The 17,474-nt window shown below is 68.5% G+C and carries 16 protein-coding genes and 1 pseudogene; 11 read left to right on the forward strand and 6 right to left on the reverse strand.

Annotated features, from left to right (window positions below; translation table 11 throughout):
• The first annotated feature begins 334 nt into the window (after nt 1-334).
• The 4 genes from FNV62_RS40015 to FNV62_RS40030 all read left to right on the forward strand — a co-directional run bounded on the left by FNV62_RS40015 (nt 335) and on the right by FNV62_RS40030 (nt 3,179).
• A complete protein-coding gene (locus FNV62_RS40015) occupies nt 335-538 on the forward strand; it encodes a cold-shock protein (RefSeq protein ID WP_003973099.1) in 204 nt (67 codons plus the stop codon).
• Nucleotides 539-876: 338 nt separating this feature from the next.
• Nucleotides 877-2,370 (forward strand): DEAD/DEAH box helicase, encoded by a 1,494-nt coding sequence (locus FNV62_RS40020; RefSeq protein ID WP_143609692.1) that lies wholly within the window; start codon nt 877-879, stop codon nt 2,368-2,370.
• Between the two features lie 46 nt (nt 2,371-2,416).
• Nucleotides 2,417-2,821: a CBS domain-containing protein gene (locus tag FNV62_RS40025; protein ID WP_143609693.1), complete on the forward strand. Its 405-nt coding sequence runs from the start codon at nt 2,417-2,419 to the stop codon at nt 2,819-2,821.
• 49 nt (nt 2,822-2,870) lie between these two features.
• The gene (locus FNV62_RS40030) at nt 2,871-3,179 is read left to right on the forward strand and encodes an SCO5918 family protein (RefSeq protein ID WP_143609694.1); all 309 of its coding nucleotides are present in this window, start codon (nt 2,871-2,873) and stop codon (nt 3,177-3,179) included.
• Nucleotides 3,180-3,286: 107 nt separating this feature from the next.
• On the opposite strand, the gene FNV62_RS40035 is transcribed toward FNV62_RS40030, so the two are convergent.
• Nucleotides 3,287-3,646: a hypothetical protein gene (locus FNV62_RS40035; protein WP_143609695.1), complete on the reverse strand. Its 360-nt coding sequence runs from the start codon at nt 3,644-3,646 to the stop codon at nt 3,287-3,289.
• Between the two features lie 131 nt (nt 3,647-3,777).
• On the opposite strand from FNV62_RS40035, the pseudogene FNV62_RS56110 reads away from it, so the two are divergent.
• A pseudogene (locus tag FNV62_RS56110) lies at nt 3,778-4,057 on the forward strand (IS5/IS1182 family transposase); the annotation flags it as partial.
• Nucleotides 4,058-4,504: 447 nt separating this feature from the next.
• Here the strand turns inward: FNV62_RS56110 and FNV62_RS40045 are convergent.
• Nucleotides 4,505-5,005, reverse strand: a complete 501-nt coding sequence (locus tag FNV62_RS40045) for a hypothetical protein (RefSeq protein WP_144315919.1) — start codon at nt 5,003-5,005, stop codon at nt 4,505-4,507.
• A gap of 278 nt (nt 5,006-5,283) precedes the next feature.
• Between FNV62_RS40045 and trhA the strand changes: the two genes are divergently transcribed.
• Nucleotides 5,284-6,120 (forward strand): PAQR family membrane homeostasis protein TrhA, encoded by an 837-nt coding sequence (trhA, locus tag FNV62_RS40050; RefSeq protein ID WP_225900539.1) that lies wholly within the window; start codon nt 5,284-5,286, stop codon nt 6,118-6,120.
• A 168-nt stretch (nt 6,121-6,288) separates the two neighbouring features.
• Here trhA and FNV62_RS40055 read toward each other — a convergent pair whose 3' ends face one another.
• Nucleotides 6,289-7,527, reverse strand: coding sequence for a PP2C family protein-serine/threonine phosphatase (locus FNV62_RS40055; RefSeq protein ID WP_143609696.1), 1,239 nt, complete (start codon nt 7,525-7,527; stop codon nt 6,289-6,291).
• A gap of 1,209 nt (nt 7,528-8,736) precedes the next feature.
• Between FNV62_RS40055 and FNV62_RS40060 the strand changes: the two genes are divergently transcribed.
• Together FNV62_RS40060 and FNV62_RS40065 are read left to right on the forward strand one after the other, a co-directional pair.
• Nucleotides 8,737-9,075, forward strand: coding sequence for a MerR family transcriptional regulator (locus FNV62_RS40060; RefSeq protein WP_097224249.1), 339 nt, complete (start codon nt 8,737-8,739; stop codon nt 9,073-9,075).
• Between the two features lie 991 nt (nt 9,076-10,066).
• Nucleotides 10,067-10,795, forward strand: a complete 729-nt coding sequence (locus FNV62_RS40065) for a DUF2625 domain-containing protein (RefSeq protein WP_144315920.1) — start codon at nt 10,067-10,069, stop codon at nt 10,793-10,795.
• A gap of 6 nt (nt 10,796-10,801) precedes the next feature.
• Here the strand turns inward: FNV62_RS40065 and FNV62_RS40070 are convergent, their stop codons facing one another.
• Nucleotides 10,802-11,605, reverse strand: a complete 804-nt coding sequence (locus tag FNV62_RS40070) for an IS5 family transposase (protein WP_144316550.1) — start codon at nt 11,603-11,605, stop codon at nt 10,802-10,804.
• A gap of 16 nt (nt 11,606-11,621) precedes the next feature.
• Between FNV62_RS40070 and FNV62_RS40075 the strand changes: the two genes are divergently transcribed.
• Both FNV62_RS40075 and FNV62_RS40080 read left to right on the forward strand, forming a co-directional pair.
• Nucleotides 11,622-12,101, forward strand: a complete 480-nt coding sequence (locus tag FNV62_RS40075; protein WP_144315921.1) for a hypothetical protein — start codon at nt 11,622-11,624, stop codon at nt 12,099-12,101.
• A gap of 732 nt (nt 12,102-12,833) precedes the next feature.
• Nucleotides 12,834-13,559, forward strand: coding sequence for a peptidylprolyl isomerase (locus FNV62_RS40080; protein WP_144315922.1), 726 nt, complete (start codon nt 12,834-12,836; stop codon nt 13,557-13,559).
• On the opposite strand, the gene FNV62_RS54760 is transcribed toward FNV62_RS40080, so the two are convergent.
• Nucleotides 13,531-13,923, reverse strand: coding sequence for a hypothetical protein (locus FNV62_RS54760; protein ID WP_205523183.1), 393 nt, complete (start codon nt 13,921-13,923; stop codon nt 13,531-13,533). The two genes, FNV62_RS40080 and FNV62_RS54760, sit on opposite strands and share 29 nt — an antisense overlap.
• A gap of 741 nt (nt 13,924-14,664) precedes the next feature.
• Here FNV62_RS54760 and FNV62_RS57670 point away from each other — a divergent pair.
• Nucleotides 14,665-15,219, forward strand: a complete 555-nt coding sequence (locus FNV62_RS57670) for a hypothetical protein (RefSeq protein WP_205523184.1) — start codon at nt 14,665-14,667, stop codon at nt 15,217-15,219.
• A 134-nt stretch (nt 15,220-15,353) separates the two neighbouring features.
• On the opposite strand, the gene FNV62_RS58100 is transcribed toward FNV62_RS57670, so the two are convergent.
• Entirely contained in the window at nt 15,354-17,426 is a 2,073-nt protein-coding gene (locus FNV62_RS58100; protein WP_144315923.1) for an MFS transporter, read from the reverse strand.
• Between the last annotated feature and the right edge of the window lie 48 nt (nt 17,427-17,474).

The following is a 17,474-nucleotide window of genomic DNA, read 5'->3' on the forward strand; positions in this document are numbered from 1 at the left end:
TTTTTTTGGAACGTTGCACTGCGAGTGAGTCAATATCTGTGCTCTTGAGGTGAGAGTTTGACGGACCATGCCATGAGGGTTTGACGGACGATGCAGTGAGAGTTTTTGCCGCGACGAGCGGAGTGGAATTACTTAACCGACGCGGGCCATTGCGGCGTGCTACTGTCCATCTCAGTTGCAGTTGTGGTTCCCGAAACTTCAAGTGCTCCGACCTGGCTCTTGCCGGGGAGGGCGCTTTTGTATTTCCGGTCATTTTCCGGGCGGGGTAATCATCGCGGCGACACGGCGTCCGCACAGTGCGGATTCCGGTGCACTGCCCCAAAGGAGATATGACATGGCTGCTGGTACCGTGAAGTGGTTCAACGCGGAAAAGGGCTTCGGCTTCATCGAGCAGGACGGTGGCGGCGCTGACGTGTTCGCCCACTACTCGAACATCGCCGCCCAGGGCTTCCGTGAGCTGCTCGAAGGCCAGAAGGTGAACTTCGACATCGCGCAGGGCCAGAAGGGCCCGACGGCCGAGAACATCGTTCCGGCCTGACGCTGACGCACACTTTGTAGCTGGGGCCCGCATCCTTCGGGGTGCGGGCCCCAGCTGCACCCATTTCCCGCAGCGGTTTCACTCGCGGGACGGCTCGGAGAAATCCGCAGTCTCACCACACGCTACTCCTCCTTCGGGGATGCAGGCGCATCCTGAAGAGCTGCACCGCAGTCGACGCCCGGATTTGACGTCCCCACTGCGTCACCTATTTCAGTATCTCCGCCCGCGCGGATTCCCGTCGGCCGGATTTGCTTTGACATCGGTCCATACTTGTAATTCCGTGCTGCTCATCGCTTGCGGGAATTCCTTGATATGTGCCACATCGAGGAAGGTTCCGCATGAACCGCACACGTACGAACGACCGCTCCGCCCGCACCCGTAATGGCAGTACCGCCGCCGGAAAGGTCAGCAGCCGCTTCGGCTCGCCGGCACCGCGCCGTTCCGGCGGCCCGGCCCGTTCCGGCGGTTACGGCCGTCGGCCCGCCGCGGTGCAGGGGGAGTTCGCGCTCCCCACGACGATCACCCCCGCGCTGCCCGCCGTGGAGGGCTTCGCCGATCTCGCCATGCCCGAGCAGCTACTGGCCGAACTCGGCAGGCAGGGCGTGAGCGCGCCGTTCCCGATCCAGGGCGCGACGCTGCCGAACTCCCTGGCGGGCCGTGACGTCCTGGGCCGCGGGCGCACCGGTTCCGGCAAGACCCTGGCCTTCGGCCTTGCCCTGCTCGCCCGTACCGCCGGGCAGCGTGCTGAGCCGCGCCAGCCGCTGGGGCTGATCCTCGTACCGACGCGTGAGCTGGCGCAGCAGGTGACCGATGCGCTCACTCCGTACGCCCGCTCCGTCAGGCTGCGGCTGGCCACGGTGGTGGGCGGGATCTCGATCGGCAAGCAGGCCGGCGCGCTGCGAGGCGGGGCCGAGGTCGTCGTCGCGACCCCGGGCCGGCTCAAGGACCTCATCGACCGTGGTGACTGCCGGCTGAACCAGGTGGGGATCACGGTGCTGGACGAGGCCGACCAGATGGCCGACATGGGGTTCATGCCGCAGGTCACCGCGCTGCTCGACCAGGTGCGTCCGGAGGGGCAGCGGATGCTGTTCTCCGCCACCTTGGACCGTAACGTCGACCTGTTGGTGCGCCGCTATCTGACCGACCCGGTCGTGCATTCGGTCGACCCGTCGGCCGGTGCGGTCACGACGATGCAGCACCACGTCCTGCACGTCCACGGCGCTGACAAGCACGCCGCCACGACCGAGATCGCCGCTCGCGACGGTCGGGTGATCATGTTCCTGGACACCAAGCACGCCGTCGACCGGCTGACCCAGGACCTGCTCAACAGCGGGGTACGGGCCGCCGCGCTGCACGGTGGCAAGTCGCAGCCGCAGCGCACGCGCACGCTGGCGCAGTTCAAGACGGGGCACGTCAGCGTGCTGGTAGCGACCAACGTCGCGGCGCGCGGCATCCACGTCGACAACCTCGACCTCGTCGTCAACGTGGACCCGCCGACCGACCACAAGGACTACCTCCACCGCGGCGGACGTACCGCCCGCGCCGGCGAGTCCGGCAGCGTCGTCACCCTCGTCACACCGAACCAGCGCCGCGACATGGTCCGCCTCATGTCGGACGCCGGGATCCGGCCGCAGACCACCCAGATCCACTCGGGCGACGAGGCCCTGAGCCGGATCACCGGCGCCCAGGCCCCCTCCGGCATCCCGGTCGTCATCACCGCACCGGTGGCCGAACGCCCCCAGCGCAGCGCCACCTCCCGAGGCCGGCGCCGCCCCTCGTCTACGACCCGGCGCGCGCCCGTACGCCAGTCCGTCTTCGATGCGGCAGCCTAGAACCTTCGTGATCAGGAAGCTGACCCATCTCTGCAGGAGGCACCTTTTGACGCTGGTTCAGATGCAGCCCCGCCCGGCGATCGCCAACCCCGTGCACGGGACGGCGGTTGAGGTCATGGACACGGCCGGACCGCAGGTCTGTGACGACATGAGCGTCGAGGTGGCGCTGGCCGTCATGGCCGCCGCCCGCACGCGCCGGCTGGTCGTCTGCGACCAGGACGGCCAGTGCACCGGACTAGTCACCCAGACCGAACTCACCGCCGTCCGCGCCAGCTCCGCCTACACGGACCGCGTCCGCCTGCGCGACATCCTCGGCGACCACAGGTCGTTCACCTCACCCGTGACCACGATGGCCGAAGCCGAGCACGCGATGCGCTCCCGCCGGCTCGGTGCCCTGCCGGTGGTCGACGGGCAAGGCAGCGCCCTGGGCACCCTCGCCCTCTCCCGCTGAACTCCCTCACCCTGGCCGGACCGTTCTCCCCTTCTCTCTGTGAGGCCACATGCGCTGCGTCATCGCCCGCTTCCCCTTCGAGCTCACCAAGAGCGGCGTGCTGGAATCGATGAAGGGCATCAAGCCCGAGCCGGGCTCCGGTGAATCGGTGATCATCGGTCGCCGCCACTACCCCGTCAAGCAAGTCGGCCAGGTCATCACCCGCCAGGACCGCCGTGACTTCAGCGCCGCCGAAGTCCTCCGGGCCATGACTCAGCTCGGCTTCACCTGCCGCACCCTCCCCACGGCCGCACCCGTACGCATCCTCAGCTCGCTCCAGCATGCTGCCGCGATGCTCGGTACTCCCGTGTCCGTCTGACCGACGGGACAGGCAACGAGCCGACGCCTGAACAGCAGGGTGGGCCCGGCCGGCGCGCGCCGGCCGGGCCCACCCTGCTTGCGACGGATTCCCGCCGCAGTGGCTGCTCAGTGGTCGGAATAGCTGAAGTCGCCCATGGTCCAGGCGCTGACGTCGTCGATCGCCACACGGTACATCCCGCCTGTCTCCGGGATCCCCACCGTGCCCTGCAGGATCCGGGCGACATGGAAGTGCAGATGCGTGGGCGGCCCGTTCTTCTTCGCGGGGGTGTCGAAGACGGCGGAGAACTCTCCCAAGCGGGCGGAATCCGTCAGCACATCCGACACCCTCTGCCTCCACACGGCTTCGGGAGCCAGCCGACCGGTGATGACAGCACCACCGGTGACCACGGTCAGGGACATCTGGTTACTCTGCCCGGACTCCACCAGGGCCGCGACGTCAACGAGCAGCTCGTCAGGCTTCGACATAAGGCAGATTATATTTACCGGCCACCCTGCCCTTGACCGGTGGCGACAGCGCGCGCGGAGGCCGTTCACGGTCGTGGCGCCGAAGACCAGGGTGACCCCGGTGGCGCGCGCGAGGCGATCAAACACGCTCAGCCGAACCCCCGGCGCTGCCGCCAATCAGGCCGGAGGCGCGCCGGTGGCGGACGGTCCGGGGTTCATGGCCCGCTGGGCGGCTGCCGGTGTGGTCGGCCCGGTCCGGGCCGCGCTGACCGGGAGGTTCGGCCGGGATATGGACGAAGGACTAATGCGGTCGCCACGATAATCGACTCGCAGTCAGCCAAAGTGGCATCGAGCGCCGGGAAAGGGATCAGCGACCGCAAGCACATCTCGTGGTCGACATCGCGGGGCCTGCCGCTGATGGTGATGGCCACCAAACTCCCTGCGGTCAAACTGGTCAGCATCGAAGAACGGGCGATCCTGAACGAGCAGGCCGGGAAGTGGAGCTTCCTCACCAACCACGCCCGCGTGCTGATCGTCATCGCCCGAGACCCTGCCAGCCGCCTTCGGGACATCGCCGCGGCCTGCCACATCACCGAATGCACCGCTCAAAGCATCGTCAAGGACCTCGAACAGGCCAGCTACATGCGCCGCGAGCGCAACGGACGGCGCACGCGCTACATCCTCTGCCCGGACGGCACCCTCCGCCACCCCGCAGAGGCGCACGTGCCCGTCCGGGGACTGCTGGAACTCTTCACCCCTCACGCCAGCGAGCGCTGACGCGTCGGCCCGCCGCCCGCCGCACCACAGAGCTATCAGCACCGCACACGAGCATGGAACGGAGCGTCCGCGTCGTGTCGTGAACGCATCGCGGACAACCCCTCAGGCGCTCGTCCAGGCGTCGAGGAAGGCTTTCCGCGCAGCGGGGTCGTCCGACCTGCGGTCTGCGTGCAGGACTCGCCAGGCGGTGAGCTCGAGATCTCGCAGCCACAGTTCTCCGATGACCTGTGTCTTGAGGTCGGGAAAGTGGTCGGACTCGGCGAGGGCTTGACCGATCACCTCTCCGGCTGCGACGCGCTGGGGCGGGGTCATCTGGTCGACGGCCGAGAGGATCTGTCGGGCCAGGGCGGTTCCCTCTCCTGTCAGGGAACGCAGCACCAGGGCCTTGATGTTGGCGGGTAGCAGGTATGCGGTGCCCGAGGTCCTCCACAGCTCCGCCCAGAAGCGTTCTCCTGCCTTGGTGGGGGCAGGGAGTGCGGCCAGCAGCCCGAGGAGATGGCCGGTGGCCGCATAGCCGTCGGAGTGGGCGGCTGCGACGACTGCGATGCCGGCGACGCGCTCCACATCGAGATGGCCCGCTTCGAGATGCGGAGCCAGGCCCAATTGGTGTTCCACCTGGTGTGCGAGGGGGGCGGATACGTGGGGCGGACCTCAGGAAGCATCGGCGATCCTTGCGCGTAGGCGGGCCCAATGCCCGTTCGGAAGTCCTGATCGTTCCCATGACCAGCCGATCTACTCGGCTGTGGCGGGCCCAATTGACGCCAGGATCAACGAGGTCGGCGTTCAAACGGTTGCGGAGCACCACGCCGGCGACGTGGGCGTGGTGCTCCGCAACCGGGCTCCTAGAATCCCGTCGGGGTGTCGTCTCCTAGCATGACCCCATGATCACCGGTGACGTTCAGGAGTCCGAGGGAGAGGGAGGGCGAGAAGCTGTGTCCCGCGACGCCGCTGAAGCCGAGTACATTCACGCCGCCTCAAGGGGTGGAGAACGCGGTGAAGACGGGCCGCCCGCCGGATCACAAGCCGACGAAGCAGAAAAGGAAGCTCACCCGGTTGCCGCTCTGGTGGAGCGGGCGGCCGACCTGGCCGAACCGATCAAGCCGAGGTTGCGTGGCTGGCTGCATGCCGGGATGGTCCCCGCCGCACTGATCGCAGGCATCGTGCTCATCTGCCTGGCTCGCACCCCGCAGGCGGCCCTGGCCTGCGCCGTGTACTCGGTCACCGCCTGGCTGCTGTTTGCAACGAGCGCCATCTACCACCGCGGTACTTGGGGGCCGCTCGGCGAGGCTTTTCTGCGACGTCTCGACCATGCCAACATCTTCCTGATCATCGCCGGCACCTGCACGCCCCTGGCCGTGGTCCTCCTCCCGCCGGGCCAGCGGTCCGTGCTGCTGTGGATTGTGTGGGCGGGCGCGTTGGCCGGCATCGCGTTCCGGGTGCTGTGGGTGGGAGCTCCGCGCTGGCTGTACACCCCGTGCTACCTGGCACTGGGATGGGCACCGGTGCGCTACCTGCCCGACTTCCTGCATACCGGCGGAATGGCCGTACTCGCCCTGGTGGTGGCCGGCGGTCTTCTCTACAGTGCGGGTGCGTTCGTCTACGGTCTGCAGCGCCCCGACCCCTCGCCGCGGTGGTTCGGCTTCCACGAGGTGTTCCACGCCCTGACTGTGGCAGCCTTCACGACGCACTACATCGCCATCTCCCTCGCCGCCTACTGACCGCGACAATGTATGGCCCGCGCCGCCGGGCACGCACGTTGCCGCGTGCCAGGGCGCGACGGGTCGGACGGCAGTCGAGGCATCACACTGCACGCGGGAGCCGTCCGCTCCTCCGCTTCTCCTGCCCACACGGGCCCGGCTGAAGCGGGGGAACGGAGCGGTCTCGGGTCATTGTCCGCAGTTAGTCTCCTCCGGAGGTGAGGGGGCGGAGGCATCGGCGAGGTTGGCGCCGGTGTCGGCGTCCCGATGGGAGTGGCCGATGCCTTGCCAGTCCAGGCACATGACGGTCGCGTCGTCCTGCAGGTGACCGTGGTTGGCCTCGACGACCGCGGCGATGAGGGCGCGGGCGGCCTCGCGGGGATGCAGCGCGCGAGTGCGGACGACCAGGTCCGGCAGATCAAGGGTGTGGGCGTTGCGCTCCAGCATGCCGTCGGTCAGCATCACCAGCCGGTCGCCCGGCCGCAGGTCCAACGACTGGACCCGGTAGCTGTGCGGTGCGTGGAAGCCGAACGGCATGTCGACCTTCGGAGTGATCTCCTGCGCCTGTCCGTCCCGCATCCTCAGCGGCCAGGGGTGCCCGGCGTTGATGAACTCGGTGGTGCCGTCGCGCAGGCTGATTCGCAGGAGCTGCCCGGTGACGTAGCCCTGGCGGCCGTGCTCGTGCACGGCCTGATCGGCCTGATGGCCCTGTTCGGCGAGGTCGGCACCGGCCCGCCGTGCCCGGCGCAGGGCACCCACCAGGAGAGTTGCAAGCAGCGCGGCATCGACATCGTGGCCCATGGCATCGGTGACGGAGAGCTGGACGGTGTCCCGGTCGACCACGTAGTCGAAGGTGTCACCCCCGACGTGTTCGGCCGGCTCCAGCGCCCCGGCCACCGCGAACTGTGCCGCCTCGCACGCCAGCGACGCCGGGAGCAGCCGATGCTGGATCTCCGCGGCCAGGCTCAGCGGGGCGGTGCGGCGGCCCCACTGGTACACGTCGGTGAAGGACCGGTTCGCGATGACGATGTACGCCAGGGCGTGCGCGGTCTCGCTGACCTCTTGCATCACCTCCGCGTCCGGTGCCGCGGGCAAGAACAGTTCCAGGAGCCCGATGGCGTCCCCACGGTTGGTCACCGGGGCGATGAGCCGCACCAGACCGCCCTCGCCTATGTCCTCCACGCTCGGCCGCTGGGTGCGGATCACGTCGTCGTAGAGGGTTCCCCGCAACGTGATGCGCCGCGCGGGCTCGTCGGTCTCGACGCTGCCCGCCGCCCCCAGTCGTACGACGGAGCCGCCGGTGAAGTCGGTGATCAGAAACGACACCGAAGCGGCCCCGAGGTGCTCCTTGAGCATCCGAGCGACCACGTCAAGGGACTCCACCGGCGCCGCGGCCTCCGCCGCCGCCAGCGTCCCTGCCAAAGTCATCGCCCTGCCCCGGCCACCCCTGCTGTCGGGAAGACGAGCGGTCGGCCTGCCTTCTTCGTCAGGCCCGCATACGGTCACGGTGACTCCTCGCTCCCTACTGCCGGCCAACGCTCAGGGCTCCTGCCGAGTGGGCGAGGGGCGGCGACAGGACCCGGTGCCGGGCAGATGCCATTGCGCCACAAAGTCCCTGAATAGACGCCAATGCCCGCCCCGGACTCCGCAGTCGCACGCCCTGTCCGTGCGACACGTGCAGGCCCGCCTATCGAAATCCTCCCCGGCCAGCAGGTGAGCGGGTGGTTGTGGCGTTGACGCTCTTCGTTAGGGTCCCCAGGGTCTTTGATCGCGCGACGGCACTTTTCTGCCCGCTGCGCATGCCCCGGGCCTGTCGCCCGCTCACCCTGGCAGTGACGGGTTCAGCCTCCGTCACCGCCGAGGACGACTACCTCCCAGCCGGACCCACGAAAATCTATGCTGGCTGGAGTAGACATTGGGAGATCGCCTGGCTATGGTTTCTCTCGTAGCCGAGATCAGCAGGGCCTGGCAGACACGAACTGCCGGGCAGCAGTACATGCAGTTGGAATGTGTAGGACGGTGCGGTGGTGGAGTTCCGAAGCCAGGGTTGTTGCAGGACGGCGACGGGGCTGACGACCGGACCGGGTGGCCCGCAGCGATCAGGGGTCGCCGTGAGCAGGACCGCAGTTGAAGCAAGTGCATTACCCGTTAGAGCAGTTCGCAGTACTCAGCAGTGAAGTCAGTAAGTGGTTCCTCGGTGAAGGCGTCGGCTGCGGGCGCGCGCACCGGGAAGTTCGGCAGTGGGGTTCTAAGCCAGAGCAGTAGTCGCAGGACGGGTGACGGGGCTGGCTGCCGAAGATTGACGCTGTCACAGGTCACCGAGCAGGTCGCATCACCAGCAGTGCGCAGTAGAGCGGTACCAGCAGTTAGTTGATCCAAGAGGGAAAGAACGGAGGGGCCGAGCGCCATCAGGATCGCCCGGGCGTACATGTGGAGCCCGGGTACCGCAGGACATCGATAGTGAGGTGGTCTCCGGTCGAGCAACCGCGATCCCCGCACAAGCCCTCATCCCCCGTGAGCTGGTGCGGACACAGAAGGCCGGCGCAGTATCAGGGCCGGCAGATGGTGTAGCAGTTCCTTCGGGGCCCTGGCGCCAATAGCGCCAGGGCCCCTCCAGGCGTTCCACAGAGAGGTGCGATGACAGCAGACGATTCGTTCGGCCGGCTCGATGACGACGACTACCCCGCCTACACGATGGGCCGGGCCGCCGAGCTGCTCGGCACCACCCAGGGCTTCCTCCGTGCCATCGGCGAAGCCCGCCTCATCACCCCACTGCGCTCCGCGGGGGGACACCGCCGCTACTCCCGCTACCAGCTGCGCATTGCCGCTCGCGCCCGCGAACTCGTCGACCAGGGGACCCCCATCGAGGCCGCCTGCCGCATCGTCATCCTCGAAGACCAGCTCGAAGAAGCACAGCGCATCAACGCCGAACACCGTCACGCAGCCGGATCGGCGAACCCGGAGAGTGCGGCCTGAGAAGGCCAAGGACTGCGGGCTCATCCAGAAGTCGCTGCCTGGACTCATCTCGGATTGTCCGGGGCGTGCAGCGTTCCGGGCGGCCCCTCCCGACCAGCTTGCACCGCAACCACCGCGGCCAACACGCCCACAGTCACACGGGTAAGGGCCCGAAATGGATCAGATTCGTGCGTTCAGCCAGCATGCAGTAGCTCGAGCGTGCAACATTCGCGGCAGGCAGGGCCACCGCTGGTCGGCACGGTGGCTGCCGCACTCACCCTCGTACCACTGACGGCACTCGAGCTGATGCGCGCTACCCGTCCTGGCGCACCAAATGCCCGGCCAGGAAGCCCCGCAGACCAGACGGTAGAGGCCGGCCGCAAGGACCTTGTCTGAAGACATCGCAGAGGAACTCTCCCCCCCTCTGTGCCGCGTCGGGACAGCCGCACCTGCTGGTGTCGGGGACGGCCGCCGCCTGCCGTCGGCGGGTGCCGCTGACACGGCGCTCGCCGATCGGCCCAACAGGGGCCCGGAAGGGGTGAGAACGGCTGACTCGGTTGAGCCCTGCGGTCGTCGGGACGCAGAGGAAATGGAATGAGAATGGCCCGCAGAGCGACCTACGATCGCCTGTCATGGGTGTATACGCGAGCCTGAATCGGACGGATGCGGCGCCGAAGCGGGCGGCCGAGCCACAGGCCGAGTTCTTCGAGAGAGGGTCGCCGGTCCGTTCTGGGACCAGGTTCGGGATGTGATCAACGAATGGTGGTCGCGCTTCCCTGACCAGGCTCAACCCGGCCTGCTCAGCCGGCTGCGGGACCGAAACTCCGACGCGAATGTCTACTCTGCGCTCTGGGAGTTGTACCTGCACCAGATGTTGCTCGGTTCCGGTTGCAGCGTTGAGGTTGAGCGGCAAACGGGAACAGGTGGCTATAAGAGGTCATCTCGATTGGTGGATCGAGGCGCGGGCGACCCGGCGGACTGAGCCATTGGGTGCTGGTGCGACGATGCGGGGATGCGCAAGGTCAATGAGCTGATCAACGTCGACGATCCAGCCTGGCCGCTCCTCCTCCAGGAGCTGTCCGGCACCGGCGTACCAGTTGAGGTGGTGCCCGGCGATCCCGAGAAAGGTCGCGCCTGCCTGCTGCAACTACAGGTCTCCGCCCGATCACATTTGGGCGGCATCGTGCTGAACTGCGGCGGACTGCTCGTGGACAGCGGATGGTTGCGGATTTTCGGAAGCCCGAGTGGTGCCGACACCGAAGGACTGCCCGGCCTGGCCGAGATCAACGCCATGCCCGCGACGTTCGATCCCGCATGGCCGTCGGGTGCAGGACTCGTGGTCGCACACGATGTGCTAGGCGGGGTCTTCACCCTCAACGGGGGCAACCCACGTCAGGCCGGTCGGCCCGGCGAGCCGGGCGAGATCCTCTACTTCGCCCCCGATGCTCTCGGCTGGGAGGCCCTGGGCGCCGGCCACTCGGCATGGCTGTCCTGGATTCTCTCGGGAGGGCTCCAGGAGTTCTATGAGGGCCTGCGGTGGGACGGCTGGCGCGACGAAGTCTCTCTGCTCAATGCCCGTCAGGGACTGTCGTTCTTCCCTCCGTTGTGGTCGGCCGAGGCCCGCCAGGATCTGCTGGCGGCCAGCCGTCGTGCAGTGCCCATGGCGGAACTCCTGAGCCTGAGCCGCAACACGTTCCTTCAGCTCGACGGTGCCGATCCGGGGTTCCTCGGAGTCGCATGAACCGGCTCACCCACCCAGACGCCGGTAGCAGATGAGGGTGGCGGCGATGCCGGCGAAGGCGAGGAAGTGTTCGGCCTTGCGCTCGTAGCGCCGGTGCAGACGGCGGCACCCGGCAAGCCAGGCCACCGTCCTCTCCACGGTCCAGCGGTGGCGGCCCAGGCGCTGGGAGGACTCGATGCCCTTGCGGGCGATGCGCGGGGTGATGTTCCGAGAGCGCAGCCATTGCCGCACGTGGTCGTAGTCGTAGCCCTTATCGCCATGGAGTTTGGCGGGGCGTCGTCGACGCGGTCCGCGGCGGGAGCGGATCGGCGGGATACCGCGTACGAGGGGTTCGAGACCCTGGCTGTCATGGGTGTTGGCGGCGGAGATTCCGATCGAGATGGGCAGACCGGACCGCTCGGTGATCAAGTGGATCTTTGATCCCTTCTTGCCGCGATCTACGGGATTCGGACCTGTCAGGTCCCCCCCTTTAAGGGCCCGCATGTTCACCGAGTCGATCGCACACCGCGACCAGTCCAACTCGCCGCGGGCGCCCAGTTGGTCCAGGACCAGGCGGTGGAGCTTGCTCCACACCCTGGCCCGGCTCCACTCGGTGAACCGGCGGTGCGCGGTCGGTCCGGACGGACCGAAGAACGGCGGCAGTTGCCGCCAGGTACAGCCCGTCGTGGCCACGAACAGGATCGCCGCCAGCACTTCGCGATCACCGTACCGCCGTCGACCACCGCCCTGCGGACGCACCGGAGCAGCCGGGACCACCCGCTGAAACAACTCCCACAACCCGTCCGGAACCAGACGTCCTACCCACGCCATCACGACGGACAGCCTAGTGATCGAGCCACTTGAGACGACCTCTAAGCCCGACTTCCTGGTTACGCGCGGCAACGAGCAGTTCGTCGTCGAGGCGATCTGGAAGGCTCAGAAGCGCGACGCTGGGTCTTACTCGCTCCCACCGCAGTTGAGCGATGCCATCGATCGCTTGCCGAGTCCGAACTTCTTCGTATCGTGCGAACTCCACAGCGTCGGTACGGCAACGCCGCCGCAGAGACGGCTGAAGTCCGGGCTCACGCGATGGCTTGCAAGCTTAAACCCCGACAAGGTCATCGCCGACCATGAGCACAAGGTGCCGCTTCCCAGTCACACTTGGCAAGAGGCTGGCTGGTGCCTCACGTTTCAAGCGATCCCCCGCAGCCCAGGCAAACGTGGCAATCCATCCAGCAGGACAATCGGCGTCTACCCCTCGGCGTGGGCGGTCGAGGACGGATCGGAGCGAGTGCTCGACGCCGTCACGCACAAGGGTGGGAAGTAAGGTGACCTGGAACTGCCATTCATCGTGGCGGTAGGCCATGCAGCCGACTTCCCCGAAGATGAGGACATCGAGAGAGCGCTGTACGGGAGTACGGTCGAGTACGCCTACGACAGCGGATCGACCTTCAGCCGAAAGCCCGATGGCTACTGGACTGCCACCTACGACCATGCCTACAGCCGTGTCAGCGGCGTGCTCGTCGTGAACAACCCAGCACCCTGGACCTGGACGAAAAACACTCCCGTTCTCTGGCAAAGACCGGATCCCGCCTCGCTTCCTGCCCCCATCTTCCCTACCTGGGCAACCGCGCAACTGGCTGGGATCCAGGTCGAGCGCCACCCTGCGAATCGCTCCGTCCACACTGCTCTCGGTCTGCCGGAACGCTGGCCGACCGGCGACGCCTTCCCCCGGAGTGACCCGAGATGACTGCAGCGGCACCGTCAGTCTCGACAGCGGCACCCCGGTGAGATCACCTCATGCGCACGGCAGCGTTCGGTGGGGGCCTCTGCGTGGACTGGGGAGGCCGCTCGACCGGGTTCGGGGAGCATCCGTCGTGCACCGGGTGGACGCCCTGATCGGCCAGCCGACGCTGTGCTGCATCCGAACGAAGTGGCCTGCGGCCGCGGGCCGAAGGCTGGGAGGTGGATTTGGCTTGCGGGCGGGTTCTCGCCCGCCGGGCCGCGCTTTAGGCTGCGACCGCTCCGAAATCTGGCGATCTTTTGGAGGGTGTGCAGGATGAGCCGAGCTCTCATGACCGCATTGGCGGCAGCAGCGCTGGTCGTGTCCGGGGGCAGCACCACCGCCTCCGCTTACGATGCCCCGCCGCGAACCACGCACGGTCCTTGCCAGTACACCCAGACCCCGGACGAGCCGGCGTCGCGGCGGGTTCCCCTGCCGCCCGACCCGCGGCACACCCCCAGTCACGGCACGGTCGGTATGGCTGTCCGGACCAGCCAGGGCCCGCTCCCGCTGAGTCTGGACCGGGCGATGGCGCCGTGCACGGTCCAGAGCTTCGTGCACCTGGCGCGGCACCGGTTCTACGACCGTACGGTGTGCCATCGGCTGACGGCGTATCCGACGCTGAAGGTCCTGCAGTGTGGCGACCCGACCGGCACTGGGGAGGGTGGGCCGGGGTACGAGTACAAGGACGAGCTGCCGGTGGACCTGCCGCCGGCACCGAGCGATCCGACCGGCGTCCGTCGCCTTTACGGGCGCGGTTTGCTGGCGATGGCCAACGCCGGGCCGAACACGAACGGTTCGCAGTTCTTCGTCGTCTACGGCAACTCCGCGCTGCGACCCAACTACACGGTGTTCGGCACTGTCGGTGCCGCCGGCCTGAAGACGCTCGACAAGATCGCTGCTGGCGGTATCGAGCCAACTTCGCAGGACCCGGCGCCTGTCGACGGCATGCCCGTGCTGCGGACCGAGCTGCTCAGCGTCCGGCCGTCCTGCCGGCCCTGATGAAGCCGCCCTCTGAGCCGCTTGAGAGTGGAGTGGGTTTGTTGTTCGGCCCGGCAACATCTCGGCCGGCGGGGAGCACCTGCATCACTACAACTTCGGCATCGCCACCCTCGCGGGCATCGGGCTGATCGCCGTACGCGGTGACGAACGCGCTGTTGGCCATCCCGCGGTCGCCGCCGCCTACGGCGCCGGAACCGCCCTGATCACCGACGAGTTCGCCCTGCTGCTGGACCTGCAGGACGTCTACTGGGCCAGGCAGGGACGGCTCAGCGTCGACGTCTCCCTCGGCGTACTTGCCGCGCTCGGCACCTACCTCACCGCCAAGCCGTTCTGGGACGAAATCGCCAAGGTGACCCGCCGTCACATCGCCTCCGATGCGAAGCGGGGCCTGTCGTCAGCCGGGTGAGGCCATACCGCGGCGGTCCGTAGCGACCATTCGGGGGCTCACAGAGTCGGCTTGCAGAGCTCGTGTGCCTCCTTCGGATGCGACACTGCTGTCGGCCGTCAGAGTTGTCTGCAGTTGGCGGGTCTGGACGTACGCGGACGTGCGTGGACGGGTCGAGACAGCACACGCCGCCGAGCCATTCATCATCCGCAGACGCCCAGTCCGAGAATCCATGGGCCCGAATGGGGTGCCTGACCAGGCAGGACACTGGGCATCGTGGCGTCCACTTCGATGCCGGTGTGATCCGCGTACGGCAGAGCCGCCTGAGGCCCCGCTACAAGCACGGCTGCGGCAACCGGTGCGGCCGTAAGCCCGGGTACTGCCCGCAGAAGATCAACACCCGCAAGGAGACCAAGGGAACGAAGTCCAAGGCGGGCAAGCGCCCGATCGGTGTCCCAGAGGAACTCGTGAAGCTGCTCCGGCTGCACAAGGAGAAGCAGGCTCGCGAGCGAGCCCTTGCCCGTGACCTGTGGGTGGAGAAGGGGTACGTGTTCACCTCGCCGACCGGCGAGCCGCTGAACCCGAACACCGACTACCACCGGTGGAAGGACCTGCTGAAGGCTGCCGCCGTCCGCGACGGGCCGCCTCCACGACGCTCGCCACACCGCCGCGACCGTCCTGCTCATCCTCGGTGTCCCCGACGCCGTGGTGGACCGGATCATGGGCTGGGAGCCCGGCAACTCCGCTCGGATGCGTCGCCGTTACCAGCACCTGACCGGTCGCGTGCTAAGGGACACGGCCGCCAAGGTCGGCGGTCTGCTGTGGCCCATGGCCGCTGACGGAGGAGAGGAGGCCACCGGTGCGGCGCAGGCTTCCGCCGGGGGTTTGGTGTACGTCGCTCGCATCGGCGAGTACCTCGTCCCCTTCCGCGATCGTGGGCACGCCGACTTCCTCATGGAGCGCTGGCGCTCCGAACGGCCCGGGCAGTTGGCCGAGGTGGAGGAGTGGGAGCGGTGGAAGTGGGAGCGGGAAGGGCATGGTGGCCCGGGCGCCGTCCGCGACCGCCTTCCCAACCGCCGCGTCGTCCACCATGCCCACGCCGCCTTCCTCCCCAGTGGGGCACGTGAGCCCGCTACTCGACTCGATCCCTGGTCGGTGGATGTCTGGGAGTTCGAGACGGACCTCTACCCCGACCAGGTGGTCCGCTGGGGCACCCTTCGCCGGGTGGGGGGAGTGATCGACGTTCGGGCGAGGGCACGGTCGAAGGAGCCGTGACGGCGGCCTTCGCGGCGGCTTGTGCACAGGCTGTGGATCGCGCGAAGGATCCGGGAAAGTTCGGCGACGGCGAGGAACGGTAGCCGTAGATGAGGTGGGTGGGCTGTACCAGGAACGGTGCAGCCCACCGTCCGTTACGGGCTCGGAGACGTCCCGTCGGTGTGGTGCTGTCGACGGCTCGGGGTCCCTCCAACCGCGAAGAGGGCTGCTGCGGCGGAGGCCAACGCAAGCGCGATGAACAGACCGGGATAGCCGCCGAGTGGCCCTGCCAGCGCGGCTCCCGCGAACGGCGCCAGGGCAGACGCGATGGTGGCAGGCGCGGCCAGCAGCCCGGAGAGGCGCCCGTAGTGGGTCGTTCCCCAACGGTCGGAGACAGCGGTGGCCTGGAGCAGGGTGAGGTTGCCGCGCACCATGCCGGCTGCGATCGCGATCCCCACGAGCAAGGGGAAGGGGCCGGAGACCATCGCGAACGCGGCGGTCGTGGTCCCGCCGAGTGTGATCAGGGCGGCGGTGCGGGTGGTGACGCCGGTGCGGCTGGCGAGCGTCGCGTACAGGGTGCGGCCGAGGGTCTGTCCTGCGCCGCCCAGGCCGAGGGCCCAGGCGGCGGCCGTGGGACTCGCGCCACGTGCGATCAGCAAGGGCACGAGAGCGATGACGACCGCGTACATGGCGAAGCTGTTCAGCGTGAGCGCGGTGGCGAGCATCAGGAATGGTCGGCTGCGGGTCACCGACCCGCTGGAGGTGTCCTGTTGGGAGGGTGGCGCCGGTGCGGGCGGCCAGGGTGCCCGGAGCGCGAAGGCGTGGGCGGGGATGGTCACGAGGGCCAGGAGCAGCGCGAGTACGGCGTAGGTGCTGCGCCAGCTCAGGTGCTCGGCGAGTGTGGCGGTCAGCGGGGCGAAGACGGTGGAGGCCAGGCCGCCGGCGAGCGTGACGATGGTGAGGGCGCGGACGCGGTCACCGCCCCACCAGCGGGTGAGGGCGGCGAAGGCGGGCTGGTAGAAGGTGGCGGCCATGGCCACGCCGGCCAGCAGCCAGGCGGCGATGAAGGCCGCGAGGTTGGGTGCGTAGGCGATGGCCAGCACGGCGAGGACGCCCAGGACGGAGCCGGTGGTCATCACTGCGCGAGGGGGCAGGCCCCACCGATCCTGTGCTGTTTCCCCTGCGAGCTGGGCTTGCCGCGCGCCGGGCGGGCCCCAGCCCAGCAGGGCGGCTGCCTGGGTGGGGGTGGTGAGCAGGCGGGCGAAGGGGTGGCCGGTGGCGGGGTCGACGGCCGCCGGCCCGATGGCGGTGACCCGGGCGGCCAGGCGCAGCCGGGCGTTGGGCCCCACGCCGCCGTAGACCTCGCCGGTCTCGTCCAGCACCCAGCCCAGTCGCACCGGATCGGCCAGGGTGAGCTGGGCTTCCTCGGCGGCTTCGCGGTGCAGGGTGTCCTCGGGCGTCGCGTCGGTGCTCTCCACGGTGCCGCCGGGCAGCATCGGCAGCGCGCCCCGCGGGCCGGGGTCGGCCACGAGGACGACCCGGCCGTCGGGGACGAAGCACCACGCCCAGGCTTGCTGCACGGGCAGCTGCCCGGGGACGGGGCCGCGGTTGAGAGGGCTGTCCCACAAGGGCCGGTAGCGGACGTGCACGTCGTGGCGGTCCAGCGCCGGGACGTCGAGGATGTGCCGGCCGTCGGCGAGGTGAGCGGTGGCGGTGTTCCCGAGCCGGGCACGGTAGGCGGCGAGCATGATCTGCCCGTCCACGGGGCGCAGCCGCTGCACCGCGTCCCGGCTCTCCAGGAAGGCGTACTCGGACAGCTCCTCGTGCGGCAGGCGGATCGCCTCCGCCTGGTCGGGGGTGAGGGTTCCCCCGTCGAAGACGAACCGGACCTCTCCGGGGCAGGGCGTGCCGGGTTGGAGGTCGGGGTGGTGCGGGGAGAAGGAGTGGACGGCGAGCACGGCCGACAGGGGCAGATCCAGGCCCAGTTCCTCGGTGATCTCGCGCCGGCAGGTGATGTGCGGGTGTTCGCCGGGTTCGACGACGCCTCCGGGCAGCAGCCACGAGTCGTCCTTGCGGTAGGTGGGGTGCACCAGCAGGACCCGGCCGACCTCGTCGGTGATGATCGCGGCGGCGCCGAGCCACGCCGCATGCCGGGATGCGGCGTACTGCGCTGCGGGCAGAGCCGTACGCGGTGTGACGTGATCCGAAGGGGAGACGGGAGAGGTCACGTATCTCTGCCTTTCGCGACGGTGGACGGGCGAGTGCGCAGCGCGGAC

Source organism: Streptomyces sp. RLB3-17 (assembly GCF_007113425.2).
Classification (GTDB): domain Bacteria; phylum Actinomycetota; class Actinomycetes; order Streptomycetales; family Streptomycetaceae; genus Streptomyces; species Streptomyces mirabilis_D.

Coding starts and splice junctions, on each gene's coding strand:
- FNV62_RS40015 (WP_003973099.1), top strand. CDS start 335: ATGGCTGCTGGTACCGTGAAGTGGTTCAACGCGGAAAAGGGCTTCGGC.
- FNV62_RS40020 (WP_143609692.1), top strand. CDS start 877: ATGAACCGCACACGTACGAACGACCGCTCCGCCCGCACCCGTAATGGC.
- FNV62_RS40030 (WP_143609694.1), top strand. CDS start 2,871: ATGCGCTGCGTCATCGCCCGCTTCCCCTTCGAGCTCACCAAGAGCGGC.
- FNV62_RS40035 (WP_143609695.1), bottom strand. CDS start 3,646: ATGTCGAAGCCTGACGAGCTGCTCGTTGACGTCGCGGCCCTGGTGGAG.
- trhA (WP_225900539.1), top strand. CDS start 5,284: ATGATCACCGGTGACGTTCAGGAGTCCGAGGGAGAGGGAGGGCGAGAA.
- FNV62_RS40055 (WP_143609696.1), bottom strand. CDS start 7,527: ATGACTTTGGCAGGGACGCTGGCGGCGGCGGAGGCCGCGGCGCCGGTG.
- FNV62_RS40060 (WP_097224249.1), top strand. CDS start 8,737: ATGACAGCAGACGATTCGTTCGGCCGGCTCGATGACGACGACTACCCC.
- FNV62_RS40065 (WP_144315920.1), top strand. CDS start 10,067: ATGCGCAAGGTCAATGAGCTGATCAACGTCGACGATCCAGCCTGGCCG.
- FNV62_RS40070 (WP_144316550.1), bottom strand. CDS start 11,605: ATGGCGTGGGTAGGACGTCTGGTTCCGGACGGGTTGTGGGAGTTGTTT.
- FNV62_RS40080 (WP_144315922.1), top strand. CDS start 12,834: ATGAGCCGAGCTCTCATGACCGCATTGGCGGCAGCAGCGCTGGTCGTG.
- FNV62_RS57670 (WP_205523184.1), top strand. CDS start 14,665: ATGGGCTGGGAGCCCGGCAACTCCGCTCGGATGCGTCGCCGTTACCAG.